Genomic DNA, 20,916 nt, shown 5'->3' with positions numbered 1-20,916 from the left:
TTAATTTATATCAATTAACAATTAATTTAGCGACTAAGATTAGAGACTAGTGATTACTACAATCCGTATTCCTTAATCTTATATCTAAGATTTCTTTCACTAATTCCCAAAGCTTCCGCAGTATTTTTTCTGTTTTGTTTAAATTTTTTTAGGTTATATTCTATAACCTTTTTTTCTATAGTCTTCATATCCTCTCCCACATAAATTGGTATAAGATGATCTTTTAATAGGAGTATATTTTCTCTTTCAAAAATTTCTGGAGGCAAATCTTCTTTATCTATATATTCGTCTCTTGTTAGTACCACAGCTCTTTCCAATATATTTTGAAGTTCACGCACATTTCCATTAAATTTGTATCTTTCCAAAGCTTGTAGAGCTCCTGCTGTTATACCTTTTATTGCCTTTTCAAATTGATTACTATACTTTTTTATAAAGTATTCTATAATTTCAGGTATATCTTCCATTCTTTCTCTTAGAGGAGGAAGTTCTATATTTATTACATTTAATCTATAAAACAAGTCCTGTCTAAAATTGCCCCTTTTAACCTCTTCTTTTAAATTTTTATTTGTAGCAGATATAAATCTAACGTCTACTTTTATAATTTTATTAGAGCCAACAGGTCTTATTTCTCTATCTTGAATCACTCTTAAAAGCTTTGTTTGTAGATTTATATCCATATCACCTATTTCATCTAAAAATAATGTACCTTCATTTGAAAGCTCTATTATACCTTTCCTATCTTCTGTGGCACCTGTAAAAGCACCTTTTTTATATCCAAAAAGCTCACTTTCCAAAAGATTATCTGGTATTGCTGAGCAATTTATTACATTAAAAGCCTTGTCTTTTCTTTTCGCATTAAAATGAATTGCCCTTGCAACAAGTTCTTTTCCTGTGCCGCTTTCTCCTGTTATAAATACATTTATATTTACATCCTTAACTCTATCTATAAGATTAAAGACTTCCTTCATTTTGGAAGAGCTTCCTATTATATTATAATTTTTTTCTACCTTATCGCTTAAGTATTTTATTTTACTATTTAATCCTATATACTCCTCAGCTTTTTTCATAAGAAGGCTAAGTTCTTCCATATTAATAGGTTTTGTAATGTAATAAAATGCTCCATTTTTTATAGCCTCCACAGAGGACTCTATAGTTCCAAAGGCAGTCATCATGATGACCATTATTTCTTTATTTACAAACTTTATTTTTTTTAACACTTCTAGCCCATTTTCATCTCCTATTCTTAAGTCTAAAAGTATAATATTTATATTCACTTCATTTATAATAGCTAACGCAGTTTTTTCATCTTTTGCTGTAAAAACCTCATAATTATCTTCTAATGCAAAACTTAATGCTGTGCATATAGAACTTTCATCATCAATAACTAATACCTTAAACATTTTTATCATCTCCTAAGTTCTTAAATTCCAATATAAATGAAGTTCCTTCATCTCTTGTACTTGATACATGAATCTTGCCGTTATTTTCTTCCATAAGCTGATAGCATACAAAAAGTCCTAATCCCGTTCCAGATGCCTTTGTAGTATAAAATGGATCATATATTTTATTTAACTCTTCTTTATCCATGCCACAACCATTATCCCCTATCGTTACATAAGTCTTACCCAAGCTCTCCATTGCACTTATATTTATTGATTTTTGCTCCTTATTAAGCGCTTCTATTCCATTTAATATTAAGTTTATAATTATTTGCTTAAGGTGATTTTTATCTGCATATACAAATATATCTTTGGTAATATCTATATTTATTTTCACTTTTTCTTTTTGTATTTTATTAGATATTAAAGCTAGTATCTTTTCTATAATCTCATATATATTTACATTTTCTTTAAATGCCTTTTTAGGTTTAGAATACTCTAAAAGCTCACTTATTAAATTATTAAGTCTTTCTATTTCATAAGGTATATCTTTGCTTATCATTTCTCTAAACTTTGGATTATCATATTTTTTAGGGAGTAATTCTGCATAAGTTTTAATAGATGTTAATGGATTTCTTATTTCGTGGGCAATACCCGCCATTAAAATTCCGAGAGATTCCATCCTATCTTTTTTCCTTAAAGATTCATTAGCCATTTCTAAACTTTTAGTTTTCTTTTCCACTTCTTCTTTAAGCTTGTCATTCCACATATAAAGACAAAAGAGTATTACAAGAAATGTACACATAGCTATTAATGAATATTTAAGTGTATTTTTTACATACCAATTAGAGTATTTAAAAGATTGTCCAAACCATTTTCTATAAATCATATCATAGGTGCCATTTTCTTTTATTTCCTTTATGCCTTTATTTAGAAGTTCTAAAGTAGCTTTATCTCCTTTTTTTACCGCAATACTATATGCTGTAGAATTTAAAGGAGCACCTACAATTTTTAGTTTATTATTTATACTTAGCTTATTTGCATAATACACTCCAGTTAAGGTATTACCTATAAACGCATCTACTTCTTTATTTAGAAGCTTTTTAAAGGCATCTTCTTGATCCTTTGTAAATATTATATTTACCTTTTCCATGCTTTGTAAATTATTAATTGCCACATCTCCCTTTTGTATAGCTACTGTATTACGAGCTAAATCTTCATATTTATTTAAGTAATTATTTTCAGATAACACAAAAATACTTTGAGAATTTGTAAGTATTTCTTCAGAGAAATCATACAGTTTGTCTCTTTCAGTTGTTCGCTTCATCCCCTGTATTATATCTACTTCTCCCTGCTCAAGCTTTTCACAAGCATCCTCCCATTTCATAGGATTAAACTTGACCTCTATTCCACTTCGTAGTGCTACAGCTCTTATTAAATCCACATTAAACCCTACATATGTATGATTTTCATCTAAATATTCAAATGGTGGAAAATTTATATCACCTGCCACTTCTAGTACAACATTTTGTGGTTGTTTTATATCAAACTTATTCTTATAGACATAAAATATTATTAAACTTAATATTGATACAACTAGCACAAATATCAATACATTTTTTTTATTCCGTTTCAAAGTTATCCCCACCCAATTTTAGTTAATATTTAATAGTGAATAGTTTAAAAAAATTTTGCATGAGTAAAATTTCAATAAAAGTATTAATTGTTAAGTATTAACTATTCACTATTAAAACTATATTATCACATTTAATAATATCTTACATATTATAAGAATATAAAAAAGTTTAATCGGAGGATTTTATGAAACATAAAAAACATAAACTTATTTCTTATGTTATTATTATCATAACTTTAATGGTAACACTTGTATCTTGCAGCGGTAAGACTAAAACTGAGGAAAAGAAGATAGTAAAAGTGAATGTCAATGAAGTTGTTCGTTCTGTTTTCTATGCTCCTTTTTATGCAGCAATAAATAATGGCTTTTTTAAAGAAGAAGGCATAGAAATCAACCTTACAACAGGACAAGGTGCTGATAAAACTATGCAGCAGGTATTGAGCGGAAGTGCTGATATAGGTTTTTGTGGACCTGAACAAGTTATCTATATTTATAATCAAAACAGAGAAGATTTTCCAGTGATATTTGCAAATTTAACTCAAAAAGATGGTTCTTTCCTTGTAGGCAGAACAAAAGACGATAACTTTAAATGGGAATCTTTGAAAGGTAAAACCATAATTGGCGGAAGACCTGGTGGAGTACCTGAAATGGCATTAGAATATGCTCTTAAAAAGCATGGATTAGATCCTGCTAAAGATGTTAAGCTTATTACCAATCTAGCTTTTACTGCAACTTCAGGAGCCTTTAAAGCTGGCACTGGGGATTATGTAGCTTTATTTGAACCTACAGCTACAATGCTTGAAAAAGATAATTCAGGTAAAATAGTAGCTTCTATCGGAGAATCTGTTGGAGATATGGGCTATACTGCGTTTTTTGCAACCAAATCCTTCATACAAAAGAATGAAGCACTTATAGAAAATTTCACAAGAGCTTTATACAAAGGTCAATTATGGGTTAAAAATAATAGTGATGAAAAGGTAGCTGAATCTATAATATCTTTCTTTCCTGGAACAGACAAAGATGTAATAGTATCTGTTGTAAAGAACTATAAAAGTATAAATGCTTTTGCAGAAGACCCTATATTAAAAGAAGAATCCATGACAAAATTAATGGATGTAATACAGTCCTATAAATTAGATCTAATTCCCAAAAGACCAGCGTTTACTGATATTGTTAACAATAATATAGGAAAAAAAGTCATAACTAAAATTAAGTAAAAAATCGTATGATAAAAACCGCCTTATTTTTCGATAAGACGGTTTTTATTTTTTCTATTATTTAACATTTTTAAATAATTATAAATAAACATTAAGAAATTAATTTATAATTATAAATATTCAATCTTTATTATGCATTTTTTAAACACATTTGAAATTTTAAAAAATAATTACTTCATTTGTCAGATTTATGAAATTGACTTTATTTTAGCAAGGTATATAATGTACATATAGGAAATATTAACATTAAATTGATATTTTATGGAATTATATTTATTTAAATTAAGGGGGAATTTTTATGGAAATTAAATTGGACATGATGCAAACCACTGCATTAGCCGTAGTAATTTACTACTTCGGCGGTTGGGTAAAATCCAAATGGAAATTACTCTACAAATTTTGTATTCCAGACCCTGTTGTTGGCGGACTCATTTTCTCAATCGTAAACCTTTTCTTAAGACAAAGCGGTACTCTTAAATTAACTTTAGACACTACATTACAAAGTCCATTTATGATGGTTTTCTTCACATCTATAGGATTTACAGCAAGCTTGCAACTTGTTAAAAAAGGCGGACTTCAGGTTGCTATATTCTGGTTAGTAGCATCTGTTCTTGCTCTACTTCAAGATGCACTAGGTGTAACAATCGCTAAAGCATTAGGCCAAAATCCTCTACTTGGACTTATATGCGGTTCTGTTACAATGACCGGTGGTCATGGCACCGGCGGTGCCTTCGGTCCAGTATTTGAACAAATGGGACTTCAAGGAGCTACAACCTTCGCTATGGCAGCTGCAACTTTTGGACTTGTATCCGGTTCATTAATGGGAGGTCCTCTTGGTAGAAGATTAATAGAAACAAGGAATCTTAAATCTCATCCTGAATTATATGTTTCTCAAGAAGAAGTTAATGCTGCAAGTGAAGAAGCTGTATCATATGAAGAATTTTTCAGAAGCTTCGCTTTACTTTTAATAGCTCTTGGAATTGGCGCAGTACTTGGAAACTTCTTTAAAAAGTTAGGAATAACTCTTCCAGCTTACGTTAGCGCAATGATTATAGCTGCTATCATATTAAACGTTGGAGAATCTACTGGAAAATGGCATGTAAACCAAAAATGTACTGAAATAATAGGTTCAATAGGACTTAACATTTTCTTATCTATGGCATTAATTTCATTGAAACTTTGGGAACTTGCGGCAGTAGCAGGTCCAATGCTTGTAATATTATTAGCTCAAGTTGTTATGATGTGGTTATTTGCTTATTATGTAACATTTAATATAATGGGAAAAGACTTTGATGCAGCTGTAATGTCTGCAGGACACTGTGGATTTGGTATGGGAGCCACTCCAAATGCTATGGCTAATATGAGATCAGTCGTAGAAAGATTCGGAGCTGCACCAAGAGCATTCTTCGTATTACCTATAGTTGGTGCATTCCTAATAGACTTTACTAATGCAATAATCATAACTACCTTCGCTAATTTCTTTGGTAAATAGTTATATATAAATAGATATAAATAAGTCCATTCCTTATACCAGTATATTTATATACTGGTATTTTTTTATATTTTTTTGAATTTCGACAATAAAAATATTTCATATATTATTTTTTGCGCAAATATTATTAAATTGAATTTTTAGTAATAATATGGAATTTATTAGATTTTATTCCGTTAAAATTAACATTTTATTCACATTACCATTAATTTTTGAATTAGATATAAATATATATACATATTTTTTATATATTTTTTAAATCCAATCCAATCAGTTTATTTATTTAAAAGTCACATATCGCTTATAGAGCCTATAACAGTGATGCCTAGCTCTGCTCCCCTGCTAAGAATAGTGCTAACTTTATTTAATATGATTATATTTACTTGACTTATTTCGCCCAATATAGTCAATTTTTATATATTTTTTTGAAACTAATATAATATAATTATTAATTTTTTAATAATTTTTTGTATTATTATAAATTTAATCTTATATTATTCATTTTTAACTGACAAATGAAATATTTCGAAATGAAATTTCATTTTTTTCATTTTTTTGATTGCTTTTTTTATTATTATATGTATAATAATAATTGTACTGATGATTAACGTTTTCAGTACAAGCTATTAAACTTATTTTTTTATTAAATTTATATTAAAGGAAGGTGGACTTATTATGGAATTTAAATTAGACATGATGCAAACCACAGCTGTGGCAGTGGTAATGTACTACCTTGGAGAATGGATAAAAGGTAAACTTCCAGTTCTTCAAAAGTTTTGTATACCTGGACCTGTTGTAGGCGGTATAGTATTTGCTCTTGTAAACACTGTTCTAAGAATGAACGGAATACTTAAACTAAATATGGATACAACTCTTCAAAGTCCATTTATGATGGTATTCTTTACTACTATAGGTTTTACTGCTAGTTTAGATCTTATCAAAAAAGGTGGAATTCAAGTTATCATATTCTGGCTTTGTGCTGCTGCATTAGCTGCACTTCAAAATGGGGTAGGAGTTGCTATCGCTAAAGCAATGGGAGCTAATCCATTACTTGGAATTATAGCTGGTTCTGCTACAATGACAGGTGGACATGGTACTGGTGCTGCATTTGCTCCAATGTTTGAACAAATGGGACTTAAAGGTGCAATGACAGCTGCAATGGCTGCTGCTACTTGGGGTCTTGTGTTTGGCTCATTAATTGGTGGACCAGTTGCAAAACGTTTAATTGAAAAGAGAAATCTTAAATCAAGCGTTCAAACTCATGCTAATGATGCTGCAGCTAGTACAGCTGTTGACGAAGTTTTAAGCTATGAAGAATTATTTAAATCCTTCACTATAGTATTAGTAGCTATAGGTGTGGGAGCTGTACTTGAAAAGTTCTTTAAAGGTATGGGAGTTACCCTTCCATCCTACGTTAACTCAATGATTATTGCTGCAATTATATTAAACGTTGGTGAAGCTACTGGAAAATTAAAAGTTAATCAAAAATGCATGGATACAATAGGTTCAATTGGTCTTAACGCATTCTTATCAATGGCTTTAATAAGCTTAAAACTTTGGGAACTTGCTGATGTAGCTGGCCCAATGCTTGTAATATTAGTAGTACAAACAGTAATGATGTTCATATTTGCAACTTATGTTACATTCAACTTAACTGGTAAAGACTATGATGCAACTGTAATAGCTGCAGGACACTGCGGATTTGGTATGGGAGCTACTCCTGTTGCTATGGCTAACATGAGATCCGTTGTAGAAAGATTCGGACCAGCTCCAAGAGCATTCTTCGTATTACCTATAGTTGGTGCATTCTTAATAGACTTTGCTAATGCATTAATTATAACTACTTTTGCAAATGTATTCGGAAAATAATATTTTTAAATAAAAAAAGTACTGATGGACAAGTTCCTCAGTGCTTTTTTTATTTTATAAGCTTTATTAAATTGTAAAAATGCATAATATCTTAATTCCTTGGGAAAGATTTTAGATAGATATCTATTTAAAATATCAAGAAAGGATGAAGATATATGGAAATCAAACTAGACATGATGCAAACCACTGCATTAGCCGTAGTAATATACTACTTTGGAGAATGGTTAAGAACTAAATTTACAATACTTTATAAATTTTGTATTCCAGCACCTGTTGTTGGAGGACTTGTTTTTTCTATATTAAATTTAATATTAAGACTTAGTAATATTCTAAAAATCGACTTAGATACAACTCTCCAAAGCCCATTCATGATGGTATTTTTTACTTCCATAGGATTTACAGCTAGTTTAGAACTCATAAAAAAAGGTGGAATTCAAGTTCTCATATTTTGGGCATGTGCTGCTGGTCTTGCTGCATTACAAGATGCCCTAGGCGTGGCACTTGCAGGAATTTTAAACGTTAGCCCCCTACTGGGACTTATATGTGGTTCAGTTACAATGACAGGAGGACACGGAACCGGAGCCGCCTTTGCTCCATTATATGAAAGTATGGGACTTAAAGGTGCGATGACTGCTGCCATGGCTGCTGCTACTTGGGGTCTTGTATTTGGTTCATTAATTGGTGGACCAGTTGCAAAATCATTAATAGAAAGAAAAAAACTCCAACCAAATAAAGAAGAAAAGCCAAAAGGCAGTGTAGTAAATGAAATAGAAGAAAGAGTTACATATGAAGAATTATTTAGATCTCTTGCCCTTCTTCTTATTGCTATAGCTATAGGCGCAGTACTTGAAAAATTCTTTAAAAACTTAGGATTAACTTTACCTTCCTACGTTAACTCAATGATAATTGCAGCAATAATATTAAACACTGGAGAACTTTCAGGTAAATGGTCTGTAAATAGCAAATGTATGGATATATTGGGCAATATAGGACTTAATGTATTTTTATCTATGGCTCTCATAGGATTAAAGCTTTGGGAACTTGCAGAGCTGGCAGGTCCTATGGTAATAATACTTATAGGTCAAACAATAATTACAGGTTTATTTGCAATGTATATTACATTTAATTTCACAGGCAGAGATTTTGATGCCGCCGTAATGTCCGCAGGACACTGTGGGTTCGGCATGGGAGCAACTCCTGTTGCTATGGCGAACATGAAATCCGTTGTAGACAGATTCGGACCAGCTCCAAGAGCATTTTTCGTCTTACCTATAGTTGGTGCATTTTTAATAGACTTTGCAAACGCTCTTATAATAACAACCTTTACAAATATCTTTGCTAAATAAAAACTTATTTTAGTCGCTAATTTCTAATTGACATTAAATAACTTAATATCAATTAGAAATCAGCGACTATTTTTTTATTTTTTTAATCATTATTGGCCTCCCCTCTCTTTTCTCAAAATTTATATGCTAATGAAATATTGCATACGTCCTATTTCATATTTATGATAATACAACCAATATCAACATCTATTATTTTTTTATTTTAACTAATTATCAAGTAAGCTTATTCATAATTAATTAATACTTTTGTAAATATTTATAATACTCTATGCATTAATTTTATCATTATATTTAAATATATTAAAATATAGTATTTTAATGCATTTTATTGCTTAATAATTCATCTTGTAACCACTTATATTAGGACGTTTCATTGTTGTTTTTATATAATTATACTAACCCCATTTTACGACAAACTTAAATCCGTATTTGCATAGTAATTTTCAATTTATTTACATTATTTCTACTATATTTATAATTTTATAAACTTTTTGTTAAAAATTAAAGAATATTTATTCAAGAAGATAAATATTATTCAATTTTATTTGATAAATGAATTTTTTTTGATTTTTTATTCATTTTTTTAATTTTTTAGATTGATTTTTTTATCGTATTATGTATAATAATATGTGTACCCAATATATCGTTTTCATATTTTACAAATTTAATTAAATTTTTTATAAGAAAGGTGGACTTATTATGGAATTTAAATTAGACATGATGCAAACCGCAGCTGTGGCAGTGGTAATGTACTATCTTGGAGAATGGATAAAAAGTAAATTCCCAGTTCTTCAAAAGTTTTGTATACCTGGACCTGTTGTAGGCGGTATAGTATTTGCTCTTGTAAACACTTTATTAAAAGTAAACGGAATACTTACTCTTAGCATGGATACAACTCTTCAAACACCATTTATGATGGTATTCTTTACAACTATAGGTTTTACTGCTAGTATAGATCTTATCAAAAAAGGCGGAATTCAGGTTCTTATTTTCTGGCTTTGTGCTGCTGCATTAGCTGCACTTCAAGATGGAGTGGGAGTAGCTATTGCTAATGCAATGGGAGCCAATCCACTACTTGGAATCATAGCTGGTTCTGCTACAATGACAGGTGGACATGGTACTGGTGCTGCATTTGCTCCAATGTTTGAAGAAATGGGACTTAAAGGTGCGATGACAGCTGCAATGGCTGCTGCTACTTGGGGTCTTGTATTTGGTTCATTAATTGGTGGACCAGTTGCAAAGCGTTTAATTGAAAAGAGAAATCTTAAATCAAGCGTTCAAACTCATGCCAATGATGCTGCAGCTACTTCAGCTGTAGAAGAAGTTATAAGCTACGAAGAATTATTTAAATCCTTCACTATTGTATTAGTAGCTATAGGTATAGGAGCTATACTTGAAAAATTCTTCAAAGGTATGGGACTTACTCTTCCATCCTACGTTAACTCAATGATTATTGCTGCAATTATATTAAACGTTGGTGAGAGTACTGGAAAATTAAAAGTTAATCAAAAATGCATGGATACAATAGGTTCAATTGGTCTTAACGTATTCTTATCAATGGCTTTAATAAGCTTAAAACTTTGGGAACTTGCTGATGTAGCTGGCCCAATGCTTGTAATATTAGTAGTTCAGACAGTTATGATGTTCTGCTTCGCAACATTTATTACATTCAACTTAACTGGTAAAGACTACGATGCTGCTGTAATGTCTGCTGGACACTGCGGATTTGGTATGGGAGCTACTCCTGTTGCTATGGCTAACATGAGATCCGTTGTAGAAAGATTCGGAGCAGCTCCAAGAGCATTCTTCGTATTACCTATAGTTGGTGCATTCTTAATAGACTTTGCTAATTCATTAATTATAACTACATTTGTAAATATATTTGGAAAATAATATTTTAACATAATAAAAGGCATTGATGGACAAGTTCCTCAATGCTTTTTTATTTAATAATTCTTTATATAATAATCTTATCTATAACCCCAATTAAAATCTTCCCTATTCTTAATATATTTTATAATATGACCACACACCAATCAATTCCTTCATTTTCAATTAGTTAAAACTTTTCTATGCTTTATAAGTCGTCAGTTATACTTATAGATGACTATTTAAACTAAAATTAACTTACTTAAACTACTCCTAACTTAAACAAGTTACTTGTTTAACAATCACTTTACACTAATGCAAAATCCCATATAAATTAATGCTTATTTATTGTTTATAGACCCCTTTTTATCGACATTTTAACTTAAAATCTCTTAAGTTTTTCTGAAAAATATTGCATTATTAAAATTATTTATAAAAAAATGTTGAATTATGAAAATATTTATGCTAGTATATTAATTGTTCCTTAAGGATACCGGATATATACTTAATTTTTGAACTTTATATTATTTTTATATAATTAAAATTTTAACAATCTATGAATTAATTTATTAAGAAAGGTGGTATTTTTAATGCAGTTAAAATTAGACATGATGCAAACTGCCGCTATTGCAGTTGTTGTTTTCTACTTTGGTGGATGGCTTAGAACTAAAATAAGCTTACTTGAAAAATTTTGTATACCTGCACCAGTTATTGGTGGACTTGTATTTGCAATTGTAAACCTTATACTAAGACAAAACGGACTTTTAATGATTGATATGGATACTACATTACAAAAACCTTTTATGATGGTATTCTTTACTACAATAGGTATGGGCGCTAGTATAGAATTAATTAAAAAAGGTGGATTACAGGTTGTTATATTCTGGTTACTTGCTTCATTACTTTGTGTATTCCAGGATACTTTAAGCATTGTATTAGCAAACATTCTTGGAATTGATCCTAAACTCGGATTAATTGCTGGTTCTATAACTATGACAGGTGGACATGGTACTGGTGCTGCCTTTGGTGCTTTATTTGAAAGCCAAGGTATGCAGGGTGCCGTTACTGCTGCAATGGCAGCTGCAACATTCGGACTAGTTATGGGTTCTATAATCGGTGGACCTATAGGTCAAGGTCTTATTAAAAGAAAGGGTTTAAAACCTTCTGTTTCCACAGAAATTAAGCAAGCTGCAGCTACTACTGAAGTTGTAGAAGAAATTACTTATGAAGAATTATTTAAAACTTTTGCTATAGTTTTAGTTTCTATAGGTATCGGTGCAGTACTTGAAAAATTCTTTGTAAAAGCTGGACTTACATTGCCTTCATATGTAAGCTCAATGATAATTGCCGCTATAATATTAAACGTTGGTGAATCTACTGGTAAATGGCATATTAATTCAAAATGTACAGATGCAATTGGAAATATAGGATTAAATGTATTCCTTTCAATGGCTTTAATTGGATTAAAATTATGGGAACTTGCAGACATAGCAGGTCCAATGCTTATAATATTAATTTCTCAAACAATACTTATGGCTTTATTTGCAACATTTATTACCTTTAACTTCATGGGTAAAGACTATGATGCTGCAATTGGCGCTGCTGGACACTGTGGATTTGGTATGGGAGCTACTCCAAACGGTATAGCTAACATGACATCAGTTTCTCAAAAATTCGGACCAGCTCCAAGAGCATTCTTTGTATTACCTATAGTTGGTGCATTCTTAATAGACTTTACAAATGCAATCATAATCACTGCATTCGTAAACTTCTTCAAATAAATTTAATTAACATTTTATATTTGATAATTTTTAAAGAAGTTCCGCTTTGGTGGAACTTCTTTTTAGTTAAATTTTCTTATAACCTATTAATTATTATTTATATTTTAGATTCCTAAATGAACTCCTTCGTTGTATTCTTGAATAAAATCTTGCTTTTCTTCTCTATTACGTACTGTATTTTTTTCAAATTGAAGATTTTTATTTGCCACAGATAACATAAGTTTTATTCTATTTAACTGATTTACTTCACTGGCACCAGGGTCATAGTCTATAGCAGCTATATTTGCACCTGGATAAATCCTTTTAAGCTCTTTTATCATTCCTTTTCCTGTTACATGATTCGGAAGACAAGCAAACGGCTGCATACATATTATGTTTTTAACTCCACTTTCAATAAGCTCTACCATTTCAGCAGTTAAGAACCACCCTTCCCCTGTTTGATTTCCTAATGAAAGTATTTTAGATGCTCCTTCTGCTAAAACTTCAATACTTTGTGGGGCATTAAATCTATTACTATAGCCTAGTGCCTTTTTCATTTCTTTTCTGTAAAACTCCATAAATTTTATAGCTGAATTTGAAATAACTGCTGCAACCTTTGAACCTGCAAGTTCTTCATACATATATATGGCACCATGAGCACAATACATAAAGAAGTCTAATAAATCAGGTACTACTACTTCTGCTCCTTCTTTTTCTAAAATATCTACCACTTCATTGTTTGCAGTTGGATGAAATTTTACTAAGATTTCCCCTACCACTCCAACTTTAGGTTTTATAATATTCTTTATCTCCAAATTATCAAATTCTCTGACTATACCCCAAATATTATCTTGAAATTCGTTATGATTTCCACTTTTTATACTTTCCTTGCATCTATCCATCCATTTTCTAAAAAGCTGATTAGTAGAGCCAGGAATTTTTTCATAGGCCCTTACTTTATAAAGTACTCTCATAAGTAAATCCCCATAAATAAGAGCCATAAGTCCCTTATTAACAAGCCTTAAGCTTATTTTAAATCCTGGATTTTTTTCGATTCCTCCTACATTTGCAGATATAACAGGAATCCCACTAAAGCCTGCTTCCTTTAATGCTCTTCTTAAAAATGCTATATAATTTGTGGCTCTACATCCTCCCCCAGTTTGAGATATTATAACTGAAGTGTTGTTTAAATCATACTTTCCCGACTTTAAAGCTTCTATTATTTGCCCTACTACTACTATAGATGGATAACAAGCATCATTATTTACATACTTAAGTCCTTCATCTATTGCACTTCTATCTACAGATGGAAGTATTTCTAATTTATACCCTGCCTCATTAAAGGCTTCTTGTACTAATTCAAAATGTATTGGTGCCATTTGTGGACAAAGTATTGTATGCTTTTTTTTCATTTCTTTAGTAAAAATTACTCTTTTCTCTGGTTCAATTATCTTATGTGGTACAAATTGATTTTTATCTCTTTCTTGCATTGCCGCCATTAAAGATCTTACTCTTATCTTAACCGCACCTAAATTACTTCCTTCATCAATTTTAAGTACAGTATATATTTTACCATAGGAATTTAATATTTCCTGTACCTGATCTGTGGTTACAGCATCAAGCCCACATCCAAAAGAATTAAGCTGTATAAGTTCTAAATTTTTTTCCTTAGCTACAAAACTTGCTGCAGCATAAAGCCTTGAATGATAAACCCATTGATCTACAACACTTAGAGGTCTTTCTACATTCCCTAAGTGTGCTACAGAATCCTCCGTAAGCACAGCTATACCAAAAGATGTTATAACTTCAGGAATTCCATGATTTATTTCCGGATCTAAATGATAAGGTCTTCCCGCAAGTACTATTCCTTTTTTATCTGTAGTATTTAAATATTTTACTACTTCTTCGCCTTTTATTCTTATATCACTTTTAACTTTTCTATCCTCTTCATATGCAAGACTTAAGGCTCTTTCAAGTTCGATATTTGAAATATTAAATTCATTTAATTCTTCCTTTAGCCTTTTAAACATCTTCTTTTTATTATCAATAGGTAAAAAAGGATTTATAAATTTAATGTTTTTTTCCTTTAAAATATCCATATTATTTTTAATTACTTCAGGATAAGATGTAACTATAGGACAGTTAAAATGATTATTTGCCTCTTTAAATTCCTTCTGCTCATAAGGTATAGAAGGATAAAATATAAAATTTATTCCTCTATTCACAAGACTCATTATATGTCCATGAACAATCTTTGCTGGATAACAAGCAGACTCTGAAGGTATCGTTTCTAGTCCAAGTTCATAAATATTTTTAGAAGACCTTGGTGAAATTTCTACTCTAAATTTAAGCTCATTGAAAAGTGTAAACCAAAATGGATAGTTTTCATACATATTTAAAACCCTTGGTATTCCTACACTTCCTCTTATCGCCTTTTCCTTTTTCAAAGGTATATAATCAAATAATCTTTTATATTTATACTCAAACAAATTAGGTACATCTTCGCTAATAGTTTCTTTTTCTATTCCTCTTTCACATCTATTACCAGAAATAAATTTTGAACTATCTGAAAAATTATTAACAGTTAAAAGACAATTATTTGCACACTTTCCACATCTTTTCATAGATGTATTTGAGCTAAAATTTTCAAGCTTTTCTAAAGGAAGTAGTGTTGAGCCATGTCCTTCTTCATGTCTTTCCCTTGAAATAATTGCTGCTCCAAAAGCTCCCATAAGCCCTGATATATCAGGCCTTACAGCTTCTCTTCCCGAAACACACTCAAAAGCACGAAGCACTGCATCATTATAAAAAGTTCCTCCTTGCACAATTGGTTTTTTCCCTAAACTTTCAGTATTTCTTACTTTTATAACTTTGAAAAGTGCATTTTTTATTACAGAATAGGATAATCCTGCCGATATATCCCCTACAGTTGCTCCTTCCTTTTGAGCTTGCTTAACTTTTGAATTCATAAATACTGTACATCTTGACCCTAAATCCACAGGCTTTTTAGAAACAATAGCTTCCTTTGCAAAGTCTTGTACCTTCATATTGAGAGAATTTGCAAAAGATTCAATAAAAGAACCACAACCTGAAGAACAAGCTTCATTTAGCATTATGCTATCTATTACTCCATCCTTTATTTTAAGGCATTTCATATCCTGCCCACCAATATCTAATATAAAATCCACTCCTGGTAAAAAGAAATCTGCTGCTCTATAGTGAGCAATGGTTTCTACTTCTCCTATATCTACAGATAGTGCAGCTTTTATTAGTCCCTCTCCATAACCTGTTACTGTAGAATTTGCAATACTTGCTTCTTTAGGTAGCTTTTTATAAAGATCTTTTAAAATATTAATTACAGATTTTAATGGATTTCCTTCATTACTTCCATAATGCGAATACAAAAGTTCTGATTTTTCATTAATTAATGCTACCTTAGTTGTTGTAGAACCAGCATCTATACCTAAAAAGCAGTTTCCCTTATGTTCTTTTATATCTTTAGTTTTTACTTTATGCTCATCATGTCTTCTCTTGAATTTCAATAAATCTTCTTCAGATAAAAATAATGGTTGCAAAGCTTTAGTTTCTTCATTTAGATCTTCATTTAATACTTTTAATCTATCATTTAATTCATTAAAGCTAATTATCTTATCATCTATTGATGAAATTGCTGCTCCCATGGCAACAAAAATCTGGGAATTTTCTGGGAAAACAACTTGTTCTTCTTTCAAATTTAACGTTTCTATAAATCTTTGTCTTAATTCTGATAAAAAACAAAGTGGACCTCCTAAAAAAGCCACATTCCCTTTTATAACTTTTCCACAAGCAAGTCCACTAATGGTTTGATTCACTACAGCTTGAAATATAGAAGCTGCTATGTCCTCTTTAGCTGCTCCTTCATTTAAAAGAGGCTGTACATCAGTTTTTGCAAAAACCCCACATCTAGCTGCAATAGGATATATTACATTGTAATTTTTGGCTAGCTCATTTAATCCTCCTGCATCAGTTTTAAGAAGTGATGCCATCTGATCTATAAATGCTCCCGTGCCCCCTGCACAAGTTCCATTCATTCTTTGATCGAGCCCTCCTTTGAAAAAGGTTATTTTTGCATCTTCTCCTCCAAGTTCTATTGCAACATCTGTTTTAGGTATAAATTTATCTATAGTAGTTGTACATGCTATTACTTCTTGGATAAAAGGTATATTAAGCCACTTAGAAACTGCAAGGCCACCAGATCCCGTAACCATTATAGTTACGGGGTAATCACTAAAAATTTTATATGTTTCTTTTATTACTTTTATCATAGTGCTCTTAATGTCAGAAAAATGTCTTTCATATTTACTATATACTACATTAAAACACTCATCTAATACTGCAATTTTCACAGTGGTAGAACCCACATCTAATCCCAAATGCAATACCTTTTTCATAGCTCTCTCACCTTTTTAAACTTTCTATTTTATAATTTTATGCTTCAAAAAATACCCATATATTTTAAATATATGGGTATTATATAATTTTAATACCTTTAAAGCAAATCACATAAAAGGCTAATTTATTCTTAAAAGCGCCAACTTCTCTTACTTTTTCTTCTTTACAACTTTAAGCCTAAAGAAATCTTCTCTTTCCTTCTCTTCTAGTACTTCACTAATGTTTTTAACAGCTGCCTTAAACCTTGGTATTTGTATGTTTTCTAATGCATTGGCTCTCTTTTGTGTTTTTTTAACTTCCATTGCAAGTCTATATATTGCATTTTCTAGTTCTGCTAGCTCATATATGAGATATTTTACTTCATTGAAATCTTTATATGCCAAATCCATTGCAGTATTGCTCTTATAAAATCCATAAGATGGCTTTATATCTTCTTTATTAAAATATATATGTGGAACTTCTACTCCCATAACAGATTTAAAAAGTATATTATAATCATTTGCTTCAGGAACTGCCATAGCTATTTCTTCAACTTCATATATGCCTATGGTTATATTAGCTCTTTCAAGTGACTTATAAGCTTCAGAAAATATTTTATTAATTTTATCTTGAATACTTTTTGCCTTATCCACATATTCCATAAGTTCTCTTATAAGTACATTTCTTTTTCTATCTAAAAGTTCAAAACCTTGTTTAGAAAACTCAAGTGAACTTTTTGCACTTATTAAATTTGCTTTGGTAGGAGCTATATTTTCCATCAAGCTTCACCTCTATAGTATTCATCAAGTATTTTAGGATTTACCCTATCAAGTTCTGACTTAGGTAAAATTGAAAGTATATTCCATGCTAAATCTAAAGTTTCCTCTATACTTCTATCTTCTTCAAATCCTTGCTTTAAAAATCTTTCCTCAAATTGTCTTCCAAATTCCATATATATTTTATCTGTTTCCGACAATTCATCTTCTCCTATTACTTGAGCCAGTGCCACTACATCTTGAACATGAGAATAACTTGAAAAAAGCTGATTTGACACATCTGGATGGTCCACTCTTGTGTAATCTTCCCCTATTCCGTCTTTCATAAGTCTTGATAATGAAGGAAGTATATTTACTGGAGGATATATATTTTTTTGATATATCCCTCTATTTAAAACTATTTGCCCTTCTGTAATATACCCTGTCAAATCAGGTATAGGGTGTGTTATATCATCATTTGGCATGGTAAGTATTGGTATTTGTGTTATAGACCCCTCTCTTCCTTCCATCATTCCAGCTCTTTCATAAAGAGAAGCTAAGTCTGAATAAAGATATCCAGGATATCCTTTTCTACTTGGCACTTCTTCACGAGAAGATGAAATTTCTCTTAATGCTTCCGAGTAGTTTGTTATATCAGTCATTATTACTAAGATATGCATTCCCTTTTCAAATGCAAGGTATTCTGCTGCAGTTAATGCACATCGTGGAGTTGCAATTCTTTCTACTATGGGATCATTTGCTAAATTGGTATACATAACAACTCTCTCTAGAACCCCAGCTTCTTCAAACTTTTTTCTGAAAAAATTTGCATCATCATGCTTTATCCCCATAGCTGCAAATACCACTGCAAACTCTTCCTTTGAACTTTCACTTAACTTTGCCTGCCTTACAATTTGAGCAGCCAATTCATTATGGGGCATTCCATTTCCGGAAAATATAGGAAGCTTTTGCCCTCTAATAAGAGTAGTCAAGCAATCTATGGAAGATATTCCTGTTTGTATAAAATTTCTTGGATATTTTCTTGCAGCAGGATTCATAGGTCTTCCATTTATATTATACTTATTACTTGTATATATTTTTCCGCCACCATCACGAGGTTCTCCTACTCCATTAAACTCTCTCCCTAAAATATCCTCTGAAAGATTTATAGAAAGGGGCTCTCCTGCAAAACTTACAGCCGCATTTTGAGTAGATATGCCCGTAGTTGTTTCAAATACCTGTATTACCACCTTGTCTCCATATATTTGAACAACCTTGCCCTTTTTTCTTTCATTTTCATTTACTACTATATCTACTACTTCATCATAGGCTGCTCCCTTTACTTGAGATAATACTATTAAAGGTCCTTGAATTTTATCTAAAGTTAAATACTCCTTTTTCATATATTCCCCTCCCTTCTGCCATACTCATCTATAAGTTCTTTATAAAAACTTCTAACTTTTTCTTCTATCACATCTATACCACTTAAATCATCATTTGGTATGTTATATTTTATTTTTGTAATTTCTTCATATAAATCTTTATTCTTTATTTTAGAAATTGGAACGCCTTGCTTTACTACCTTATATGCATATTCATATAAATTATTTATAAGCTTTAGCATTTTAAATTGCTTATTTAATGGTACGAAGGTATCTTCTTTGTGATAAGCATTTTGCTGAAGAAATCCAACTCTTATTATTTTTGCAACTTCGAGAATAAGTCTTTGGTCATCTGGAAGTACATCTTCTCCTACAAGCTTTACTATTTCTTGAAGCTTATCTTCTTCAAATAATATCTTAAGCATTTTTCCTCTTAAATCCATCATTTCATCTGAAATATTTTCTTCATACCAATCTGTAAGCATAGGAATGTATCCACTATAACTTGTTAGCCAATTTATAGCTGGATAATGTCTTGAATAAGCAAGTTTTTTATCCAAACTTAAAAATGAACTTACAAATCTTTTAGTGTTCTGAGTTACAGGTTCTGAAAAATCTCCTCCTGCTGGTGATACAGCTCCTATAACCGTTAAGGACCCTTCCGTTCCGTTTAAATTTTCTACATAACCTGCTCTTTCATAAAACTCTGCAATTCTTGTAGGCAGATATGCCGGATATCCTTCTTCAGCAGGCATTTCTTCAAGCCTTCCTGAAATTTCTCTTAAAGCCTCTGCCCATCTGGAAGTTGAATCTGCCATTATAGCAACATGATATCCCATATCTCTAAAATATTCTGCAATTGTTATACCTGTATAAATAGAAGCTTCTCTTGCCGCTACAGGCATATTTGAGGTATTTGCAATTAAAACTGTCCTATTCATTAAAGGCATATTTGTTTCAGGATCTATTAATTTAGGAAAATCTTCTAACACCTCTGTCATTTCATTTCCTCTTTCACCACAACCAATATATACTATTAAGTCAGCATCAGACCACTTTGCGAGCTGATGCTGAGTCATGGTTTTTCCTGTACCAAATCCCCCTGGAATTGCAACAGTACCTCCTTTTGCTATAGGAAAAAAAGTATCTATTATTCTTTGTCCTGTTATTAGTGGAATATTTAAAGATTTTCTTTCCTTTACAGGCCTTGGCTTTCTTACAGGCCACATTTGATAAAGTGGAAGTTCATATTCCTTGTCATCTTTTGATAACCTTACAACTATTTCTTCTATATTGTAATTTCCACTTTCCGCTGCCCATGTAACCTTTCCTTCCATACCTGGTGGAACCATAAGTTTATGTTTTATAAGGGGCGTTTCCTGAACTTCAGCATATACATCCCCAGATTTTAAATATTCTTCTGTCTTAGCTTTTATAGAAACTTCCCAAAGCTTTTTATCATCTAAAGAAATAAGTCCTATACCCTCTGGAATAAATCCATAGGATATCTCATTTAATTTTTCTAAAGGCCTTTCTATTCCATCAAATATATTTCCTATAATACCTGGACCCAATTTTAATGATAAAGGACTACCAGTAGATACAACTTTTTCTTCTGCTTTAAGCCCTGCTGTCTCCTCATATACCTGTATGGTACCTATATCCCCTTCTAAAATAATTACTTCTCCTATAAGTTTTCTTTCACCTACCATTACCATTTCTCTCATTAGAAAATTACTCATACCTGAGGCTTTTACAACAGGACCATTTATTCCAATTACTGTTCCTTCTTTCATAAGAT

Annotated in this window: 12 protein-coding genes; 6 read left to right on the top strand and 6 right to left on the bottom strand. The window is 31.1% G+C overall.

What is annotated here, in order from left to right:
* Positions 1-56: 56 nt before the first annotated feature.
* Positions 57-1,400 (bottom strand): sigma-54-dependent transcriptional regulator, encoded by a 1,344-nt coding sequence (locus CRN98_RS11430; RefSeq protein WP_097027562.1) that lies wholly within the window; start codon positions 1,398-1,400, stop codon positions 57-59.
* Positions 1,393-3,015 carry a transporter substrate-binding domain-containing protein gene (locus CRN98_RS11425; RefSeq protein WP_179632115.1) on the bottom strand — a complete coding sequence of 541 codons (1,623 nt, stop codon included), beginning with the start codon at positions 3,013-3,015 and terminating at the stop codon, positions 1,393-1,395. Before CRN98_RS11425 ends, CRN98_RS11430 begins: the two co-directional genes overlap by 8 nt.
* Before the next feature lie 185 nt (positions 3,016-3,200).
* Between CRN98_RS11425 and CRN98_RS11420 the strand changes: the two genes are divergently transcribed.
* The 6 genes from CRN98_RS11420 to gltS (CRN98_RS11395) all read left to right on the top strand — a co-directional run bounded on the left by CRN98_RS11420 (position 3,201) and on the right by gltS (CRN98_RS11395) (position 12,589).
* A complete protein-coding gene (locus CRN98_RS11420) occupies positions 3,201-4,232 on the top strand; it encodes an ABC transporter substrate-binding protein (protein WP_097027560.1) in 1,032 nt (343 codons plus the stop codon).
* A 298-nt stretch (positions 4,233-4,530) separates the two neighbouring features.
* A complete protein-coding gene (gltS, locus tag CRN98_RS11415) occupies positions 4,531-5,724 on the top strand; it encodes a sodium/glutamate symporter (protein ID WP_097027559.1) in 1,194 nt (397 codons plus the stop codon).
* A 675-nt stretch (positions 5,725-6,399) separates the two neighbouring features.
* Positions 6,400-7,593: a sodium/glutamate symporter gene (gltS, locus tag CRN98_RS11410; protein WP_097027558.1), complete on the top strand. Its 1,194-nt coding sequence runs from the start codon at positions 6,400-6,402 to the stop codon at positions 7,591-7,593.
* A 155-nt stretch (positions 7,594-7,748) separates the two neighbouring features.
* Positions 7,749-8,939 (top strand): sodium/glutamate symporter, encoded by a 1,191-nt coding sequence (gene gltS / locus CRN98_RS11405; RefSeq protein ID WP_097027557.1) that lies wholly within the window; start codon positions 7,749-7,751, stop codon positions 8,937-8,939.
* Between the two features lie 699 nt (positions 8,940-9,638).
* Positions 9,639-10,832 (top strand): sodium/glutamate symporter, encoded by a 1,194-nt coding sequence (gltS, locus tag CRN98_RS11400; protein WP_097027556.1) that lies wholly within the window; start codon positions 9,639-9,641, stop codon positions 10,830-10,832.
* Between the two features lie 566 nt (positions 10,833-11,398).
* A complete protein-coding gene (gene gltS / locus CRN98_RS11395; RefSeq protein WP_097027555.1) occupies positions 11,399-12,589 on the top strand; it encodes a sodium/glutamate symporter in 1,191 nt (396 codons plus the stop codon).
* 104 nt (positions 12,590-12,693) lie between these two features.
* Here the strand turns inward: gltS (CRN98_RS11395) and CRN98_RS11390 are convergent, their stop codons facing one another.
* The 4 genes from CRN98_RS11390 to CRN98_RS11375 all read right to left on the bottom strand — a co-directional run bounded on the left by CRN98_RS11390 (position 12,694) and on the right by CRN98_RS11375 (position 20,911).
* A complete protein-coding gene (locus CRN98_RS11390; protein ID WP_097027554.1) occupies positions 12,694-16,998 on the bottom strand; it encodes a 2-hydroxyacyl-CoA dehydratase in 4,305 nt (1,434 codons plus the stop codon).
* 150 nt (positions 16,999-17,148) lie between these two features.
* Positions 17,149-17,757, bottom strand: coding sequence for a V-type ATP synthase subunit D (locus tag CRN98_RS11385; RefSeq protein WP_097027553.1), 609 nt, complete (start codon positions 17,755-17,757; stop codon positions 17,149-17,151).
* The gene (locus CRN98_RS11380; RefSeq protein ID WP_097027552.1) at positions 17,757-19,136 is read right to left on the bottom strand and encodes a V-type ATP synthase subunit B; all 1,380 of its coding nucleotides are present in this window, start codon (positions 19,134-19,136) and stop codon (positions 17,757-17,759) included. Before CRN98_RS11380 ends, CRN98_RS11385 begins: the two co-directional genes overlap by 1 nt.
* Entirely contained in the window at positions 19,133-20,911 is a 1,779-nt protein-coding gene (locus CRN98_RS11375; RefSeq protein ID WP_097027551.1) for a V-type ATP synthase subunit A, read from the bottom strand. Before CRN98_RS11375 ends, CRN98_RS11380 begins: the two co-directional genes overlap by 4 nt.
* Positions 20,912-20,916 lie beyond the last annotated feature (5 nt).

The organism is Clostridium peptidivorans (genome assembly GCF_900205925.1).
Taxonomy (GTDB): Bacteria; Bacillota; Clostridia; order Clostridiales; family Clostridiaceae; genus Clostridium_AK; species Clostridium_AK peptidivorans.
This window is presented reverse-complemented; position numbering and strand designations above follow the sequence as displayed.

Coding starts and splice junctions, on each gene's coding strand:
- CRN98_RS11430 (WP_097027562.1), bottom strand. CDS start 1,400: ATGTTTAAGGTATTAGTTATTGATGATGAAAGTTCTATATGCACAGCA.
- CRN98_RS11420 (WP_097027560.1), top strand. CDS start 3,201: ATGAAACATAAAAAACATAAACTTATTTCTTATGTTATTATTATCATA.
- gltS (WP_097027559.1), top strand. CDS start 4,531: ATGGAAATTAAATTGGACATGATGCAAACCACTGCATTAGCCGTAGTA.
- gltS (WP_097027558.1), top strand. CDS start 6,400: ATGGAATTTAAATTAGACATGATGCAAACCACAGCTGTGGCAGTGGTA.
- gltS (WP_097027557.1), top strand. CDS start 7,749: ATGGAAATCAAACTAGACATGATGCAAACCACTGCATTAGCCGTAGTA.
- gltS (WP_097027556.1), top strand. CDS start 9,639: ATGGAATTTAAATTAGACATGATGCAAACCGCAGCTGTGGCAGTGGTA.
- gltS (WP_097027555.1), top strand. CDS start 11,399: ATGCAGTTAAAATTAGACATGATGCAAACTGCCGCTATTGCAGTTGTT.
- CRN98_RS11390 (WP_097027554.1), bottom strand. CDS start 16,998: ATGAAAAAGGTATTGCATTTGGGATTAGATGTGGGTTCTACCACTGTG.
- CRN98_RS11385 (WP_097027553.1), bottom strand. CDS start 17,757: ATGGAAAATATAGCTCCTACCAAAGCAAATTTAATAAGTGCAAAAAGT.
- CRN98_RS11380 (WP_097027552.1), bottom strand. CDS start 19,136: ATGAAAAAGGAGTATTTAACTTTAGATAAAATTCAAGGACCTTTAATA.
- CRN98_RS11375 (WP_097027551.1), bottom strand. CDS start 20,911: ATGAAAGAAGGAACAGTAATTGGAATAAATGGTCCTGTTGTAAAAGCC.